The sequence below is a fragment of the Microcystis flos-aquae FACHB-1344 genome (assembly GCF_014698375.1).
In the GTDB taxonomy this organism is placed as follows: Bacteria; Cyanobacteriota; Cyanobacteriia; order Cyanobacteriales; family Microcystaceae; genus Microcystis; species Microcystis aeruginosa.
On sequence record NZ_JACJSW010000195.1, the window covers coordinates 1 to 6,582 of the forward strand.

Genomic DNA, 6,582 nt, shown 5'->3' on the forward strand with positions numbered 1-6,582 from the left:
TGTCAACATATCAGCTATGTACACTGGTTTAGGAAAATTGTCTATTCAATCTGAAAAATGGCGTTCTGGGGTTGTCATGTTCTTAAATGTAAAGTTTTGTTACGAGATTCAACATTTCTGATCTCAAACAAGATGGCAGCAAAATATTTATCTGTACTGGTTTGAGAAACAGTTACGGATTTAATCTGGCCGTTTATCACTTGAGAAATCTTAGCTTTTACAACTCCTAATTTAGGTAGCTTAATTCCCTTATTTCTAATTGAACAACTTTCAGGATAACGGATTGATTGTTTTTTGTGCCTACTTTTAAACTTAGGGAATTTTGTTCTTTTTGAGAAGAAGTTCTTAAAAGCAGATTCTAAGTTTTTCAATGATTGCTGCAAGGTGGCGGCAGTAGCCTCAGCTAACCATTCAAAATTAGGTTGTTTCTTGAGTTGGGTAAGGTCTTTTGCCATGGGACAGTAGGTCATTCCTTTCCCCGTCTCTAGGTACTGATTGTTAGTTTTATTTAAGTAGTAATTCCCAACAAAACGAACGCAACCAAAGTTTTTAGTTAAGGCTAGTTCTTGTTCTTTGTTTGGGTATATTCTCACTTTTAAAACATTTAACATCAGCCTGACCCCATCTGTGTTATTTTTTTAGTATAAGACTTACCGCTTAAATATGTCAAGCTCATACATACCTTAAGAATCAAGCCTTTCCCAATAAGGAAACGCTGTCGCGTTAGTTTAGATTCTGGTGGCAATTCATCGTTACGTTAATTTCTGGTATATGTTTAATTAGGGTCTGCTGAAAAAGTAGGGGCGAAGCATTCGGGCAATAACCTATCGGTGAAACCGTAGATTTTCTATCCGAATGCTTCGCCCCTACAGGACGCGGGCCGATGAAGACGCCAGGTTTTGAAGCACGATTCTCTCAAAATCTTGCACCTGTGGGAGCAAGAAAAGCCACAAAACCCTTACCATACCTACATTTCACATTTATTCAGCCAGCCCTAATTAAGGAGAAATTTAACGGGAGTCCTCTTGCTCCATTTAGATAGAGAATTCCCCGACGGGCATAACTATCGAGATAGTCGATCCTGGTGGCTAGTTTAATCTTAGCCAGATCGAGACAGAGCTTAATTCTTTCGGCCAGGGGCATTTTGGCGCGCAATTCCGCCGCCGATTGGGGACGATGGATAATCAGGACGGCCACCGCACCGCTCACCGCCCCCGTACCCATAATAATTAGCGTGCGTCGCTTCAAATTCCCGACTCCTAAGCTGGATAGATGCGAATACGGCGATTCGGTTCCTCTCCGAAGCTATCGGATTGGAGACGGTAATGTTCCACTAATTCGTGTTGCATTTTCCGCACTTTCGCCGATCGCGGCAGTAACTCCACCGGTTGGCCGGTAGGGATAACGATTTGTTCCACCGCTAACCGGGCCTCCTCCAAAGCTTCGATCTCGTCATCGCTACCGCTGCGGGCAAATAAACGCAGATCCGCACCTTCCTGATTCATCGGGTCATCAATGCCCAAAATCCGCTTTAAACCGCGAGAAATTTGGGGTAGGGTATTGGATTTGATGCCGTGGATGGGAATTTGTCGTACTTTGGCAATTTGCCGCAATTTTGACTGATTTTTAACGTGGGAACGCAGGGCCAGCACTGCGTCGGCCTCCTGTAAATTTTTGGTCAAAACGATCGGCAAATCTAGGGCCTGTACTACCTGTTCGATCGGGGCGCGACTGACTCCGTAGGGATAGACATAAACTGGCCAATCTTCGCCATTGGGACCGGGGACGCGGATTTTTTCCGTTTCCGGTTCTTCCTGCAGCCAGGATTGTTCGAGGAGGCGATCGAAATCGTTTTCCCGGTTGAGTCCGCCTGCACCGAAACGGGCCACGGGAGTCATTCGGCCATCGGCCCGCCATCCCTTGGGTTTATCCATTTCCGGCAGATAATTGCGGTGCAAAGGGGTGAGGTTTTCCGGTTTTGGTTCTTCCTGAGTGACCTGTACTTTTCCCTCCTCATCTACCCAACGGATTTGGGCAATTGCTTCCCGTCCCCGCAGCAGTTGGTCGATAGTGGTGGATACGTCTTCGTGGATGACCCAGCGCTGACGTTCCAACATTTCGATGGCAATGTCAAAGGTGGGCGGTGCTTTGCGTTCTAAAACGGTTTTTTGGGAACCCCGGCGGCGCGCTTCTTCGTCTCCGAGAGTTACTGCCTGAATTCCCCCGACTAAATCCGATAAAGTCGGATTTTTAATTAAATTTTCCAATTGATTGCCGTGGGCGGTTCCCACTAACTGCACCCCGCGTTCGGCGATCGTGCGAGCGGCCAGAGCTTCTAATTCCGTACCGATCTCATCGATCACGATCACCTCCGGCATATGGTTTTCCACCGCTTCGATCATGACTTGATGCTGCAATTCCGGACGGGACACCTGCATCCGACGAGCGCGACCGATGGCCGGATGGGGAATATCTCCATCCCCGGCGATTTCGTTGGAGGTGTCGATAATCACTACCCGTTTATTGAGGTCGTCGGCTAAAACTCGGGCTATTTCCCGGAGAGCGGTGGTTTTCCCTACCCCCGGACGACCGAGCAGCAGCAGGGATTTACCCGTTTCCACTAGGTCGTTAATCAGGGTGATCGTACCGAAAACGGCCCGACCGATACGACAGGTTAAACCGATAATTTCCCCGTCTCGATTGCGAATGGCACTGATGCGGTGCAGGGTGCGTTCAATCCCGGCGCGATTATCGCCGCTAAAACTGCCCACCCGGGCGATCGAATACTGGATTTCTTCTTTTGAGATCGGTTCGTCCCCCAGATCGATCGCCCCATCGGGAAAACGCGCTTCTGGTATGCGTCCCAAATCCATAACTACTTCGATCAGTTGATGCTGCCGCGGGTGTTCCTCGATTTTGCCGCGAATCCGCGCAGGTAGAATTGCCAAGAGTTTGTTTAAATCGTCGGTAACTGGCATCCGAGAGGAGGGTAGGGTTTCTGGCATTAATAGTAAAAGGTTTTGGCGATAATTGGCTGTTTTTATTGCCAAGATTTTCTTGGGGTCTAACACATTTAGGGGTTAGTTGTCAATTAAAAAAATATTATAGTTTTTTGACCAAGGCTAGGCTTTCAATTGAGCAACGAGAATAGAAGCGGCTTTAACGGCTTCTTGGTGGGCTTGGGGGTCATTTTCAAGGTTAGGCTGGTCTAAATGCTCTAAAATTGGCAAAATCAATGAACGGGCGTAACTTCCATAGGCAATACCAGCGATTTTTTCTCTCAGTCCCAGTTGCTGTAATTTGGTCACGGTGTGGTCATTGGTTCCCCCGGCTAACTGCACAAATCCAGTTAGATTGGCACAGAGGACTTTTTTGGCCATATTAATGGCTGGGTGGGTGGTTCCTTTGCCGATATCGCCGCTCATCGGTCGGCCGTCCGTCTGCCAAATCAGAGGACAGCTTAGGGGTGAAATAGTTTCTCGCAGATAGTGGAGGTAATCAATGATATATTCATGATCTTGGCAACTTATGGCCAGGATTTTTAGGTTTTTACTGACAGTTGCGATCGCTGGCCAGAGTCGAGCAAATTCATCTCCATGACCGACTTGGGTATGAATTTCGATCGCATCGACTCCCATTTCGATCATTAAGGGGATAATTTCTTGGGGTTGACAGACACGGGATTTTGTCTCGATTATGTGCCGGGGACAAACGGGTAAGCAGCGACCGCAACCATAACAGCGCTGTTCGATCACTCCTCCCCTATCGATAGCATAAGCGGGACAGATTTTTTCGCAGGGACGGGGACAATCGACCGGACAGAGTTGCGGGTTAAAGATAGCTTTACGAAAGTGGGGATCTTCCCCGTCATTGAGACTGACCATTAACCAAGGTCGTCGATTTGGGGGGAATCCGGCGATTTTTTCGGCAGTTTCGATGCCTTCGCGGGCCGCAACAATCACAGCCCGGTCGGCGGCCACATCAATACAATCGGCCCCGGCGATAGTATAGGTCAAAGCGAGGTTGCGAATCGTGGGCAAATCCTGGTAACTAGCTCCACAGATGAGCTTGAACCAGTGACCTGCAACTAAAGACCAGAAGGGAGAGGAGTTTTTATCTAGCACTTTTTTATCCTATCGCAGCCAGCCCCTAAACGTCAGCCTTGTGCTGCTCTGATAGTAAATCTTCTGACTAAAGACTAGAACTCTTGCATAATTAGGGTCTGCTGAAAAAGTTTTTCCTAGGGGCAGGGTGTAGGGTGTAGGGTGTAGGGTGTAGGGTGTAGGGTGTAGGGTGGGGGGTGTGGGGTGTGGGGTTTTACCGATTTTGAGGGGGTCAATTACCTAATTTTCAGGGAAAAAGTCCCGGAATTTACCCCTGATCACTCCCATATCTGGTACTTTTGGATTTCAAAAAAGTCTAAAAGTCTTATCCAGCAAGGTTTTTAGATTTATTCAGCCAGCCCTTAATTTTTTGAGGTTTTTGAGGTTTCAAAAACCTCAAAAATAAGGATTAAATGGCACAAAATCTGTAAATAGACCATTTAATTGCTTATTATTCATTCTTAATTCTCCTGACTACTGACGACCGGCTACTGACTCCTAACCCTAACAACAGTTTTTGATTTTTACAAGAGGTCTATTCTTCCTTTGGCATCAGTGTCTGTCCCGGGCTGCCCCTCACTTTTGCCAGCAAGCAGAGGCTAGAAGCCTATCCGACAGATAATAAGTTCGTCAGTGGTTAGGGAAATGTGTAATTAATTTAGAGAAAAAATACCAAATCCGCTTTAATCACGACGATAATAAAATCCCGCAAGATATACTGTGACTAGATTTATCAAAAATTTTGGTCGGCGGATTTGGTAAAATTATGTAATTAATCGAGTTCATCAAACAAAAGTTCCTCTAGAATTGGTCCCATACCGTCATCATCGGGGGAAACTAATTCAACTTTCCCTTCCGCATCACCGACGGCTAAGAATAACAAAGGAGCTAGGGGACTGTAAATCGAGTATTTTTGGTCTTCCGAAAAGAAACTGGCGAGAAATTGCAATTCTTCCGGCTCTGATGACGAGGAGGGTTCATCGCCATCAATTTCTAAACTGAGAACATTATCTTCTTCTAGGGGCGGTAATTCACCACTAACAGTCAAGGTGTGGGCAGTGGATTTGAGCAATAGGTCTAATTCTGCTAAAACTGCCTTAGCATCGGCGAAAATCCGCTCGATTTCCTCGCTATCTTCGATTAAGAAGGCATCAGATTCTTCTTCCTCCGATTCCTCATCCCAAGCTAGAATCATCACCGGGGTATCCACGGGGACAAGAAGCATATAGGTGAGATCATCGGTTTCATAGGCGTTCTCAATATAACAGTCCAGCGATCGACCTTGCTCATCCCAGAGGGTTATGATATCCGCTTCTTCGAGTTCATTTTCTTGAAAATTAAATTGAGGGGACATAGGCTCTCAAACGCTAATGATTGAATCAGAATATCATGAGATGATCCTCAATCAAACCAAGAATTCCGGTGCAAATGTTGAAAACCCTGCACATCAGTTAAATTGTATTGTAGGGGCGTGATGGTGATAAAATTCTCGCCAATAGCGCGCACATCCGTAGGCACTTCCGGGGGTAAATGGGTATAGTCCGGTTGTTCGATATCTTCCACCACTTCCCCAATTAACCAGTAATAACTTTTACCCCTAGGATCCAGTCTTTTCTCGAAGGTTTCTTCGTAGCGTCGCAATCCTTGCCTAGTGATTTTCACCCCCTTGATTTCGCCACTACTAACCGGAGGGACGTTCACATTGAGTAAAGTGGGAAGAGGAAAAGGGTTAAGGGCAACTTTCCTGACTAAAGTGAGGGCAAAATCGGCGGCCGGCTGGAAATCACAGGCTTTAAAACCAGCCAGACTAAAAGCAATACTGGGAATACCCTCGATTAAGCCCTCTAGGGCTGCGGAAACCGTGCCAGAATAGAGGATATCGGTGCCGAGATTAGACCCGTGGTTAATGCCGGCTAAAACTAAATCGGGACGCTCTTTGAGGACGGCACTAAGGGCAAATTTCACCGAATCGGCGGGAGTTCCCGAGCAGGACCAAGCAATCACATCGGGATGAAAAATTCCTTCCACCTGTTCGGCCCGGATGGGATGGTGTAAGGTTAAGCCATGACCGGTAGCAGAGCGCTCGCCGTCGGGACAAACTACGGTGACTTGATGGCCCGCAGTAGCGAGGGTATTAGCGAGGGTGCGGACTCCTAGGGCGGAAATGCCGTCATCGTTACTGATCAGTAGTTTTAAAGGGCGATCGCTAGTCATAGGAATTTCTGATCTACTGCGTCGGCTAGTGGTATGATATAATAGTATTTTATTGTGGGTACGTAGCTCAGAGGATAGAGCACCAGGTTCCGGTCCTGGGTGTCGGGGGTTCGACTCCCTCCGTACTCGTTCAGAAATCAGGGGTTGGTATTTTGACACTCCCCGCTCTAAAGAGACGGGGATTCTTGGTTCACAGAGATTACTTGCTTAGACAGAATTGCTTCTGAAAAAGTAGAGGTATTCTCTCCCCAAGCGTTTATTGGAT

Annotated in this window: 6 protein-coding genes and 1 tRNA gene; 1 reads left to right on the forward strand and 6 read right to left on the reverse strand. The window is 47.0% G+C overall.

All coding sequences use genetic code 11. The features are described 5' to 3' along the window. Window positions 1-74: 74 nt before the first annotated feature. From H6G48_RS19895 to surE, 6 genes are all read right to left on the reverse strand, one after another. Window positions 75-611 carry an RNA-guided endonuclease TnpB family protein gene (locus H6G48_RS19895; RefSeq protein ID WP_190722954.1) on the reverse strand — a complete coding sequence of 179 codons (537 nt, stop codon included), beginning with the start codon at window positions 609-611 and terminating at the stop codon, window positions 75-77. Window positions 612-984: 373 nt separating this feature from the next. Beyond that, complete coding sequence (locus tag H6G48_RS19900) at window positions 985-1,248, reverse strand: hypothetical protein (protein WP_242034703.1); 264 nt, start codon at window positions 1,246-1,248, stop codon at window positions 985-987. Window positions 1,249-1,259: 11 nt separating this feature from the next. Then, the gene (locus H6G48_RS19905; protein ID WP_190722955.1) at window positions 1,260-3,071 is read right to left on the reverse strand and encodes a R3H domain-containing nucleic acid-binding protein; all 1,812 of its coding nucleotides are present in this window, start codon (window positions 3,069-3,071) and stop codon (window positions 1,260-1,262) included. Between the two features lie 51 nt (window positions 3,072-3,122). Continuing rightward, on the reverse strand, window positions 3,123-4,124 hold the full coding sequence (gene ldpA, locus H6G48_RS19910) for a circadian clock protein LdpA (protein WP_190722956.1): 1,002 nt from the start codon (window positions 4,122-4,124) through the stop codon (window positions 3,123-3,125). 751 nt (window positions 4,125-4,875) lie between these two features. Further along, complete coding sequence (locus H6G48_RS19915; RefSeq protein WP_012267496.1) at window positions 4,876-5,457, reverse strand: DUF3727 domain-containing protein; 582 nt, start codon at window positions 5,455-5,457, stop codon at window positions 4,876-4,878. 47 nt (window positions 5,458-5,504) lie between these two features. Continuing rightward, a complete protein-coding gene (gene surE / locus H6G48_RS19920) occupies window positions 5,505-6,317 on the reverse strand; it encodes a 5'/3'-nucleotidase SurE (RefSeq protein ID WP_190722957.1) in 813 nt (270 codons plus the stop codon). Between the two features lie 56 nt (window positions 6,318-6,373). Between surE and H6G48_RS19925 the strand changes: the two genes are divergently transcribed. Next, window positions 6,374-6,446: transfer RNA gene (locus H6G48_RS19925), tRNA-Arg, on the forward strand. Window positions 6,447-6,582: the final 136 nt, after the last annotated feature.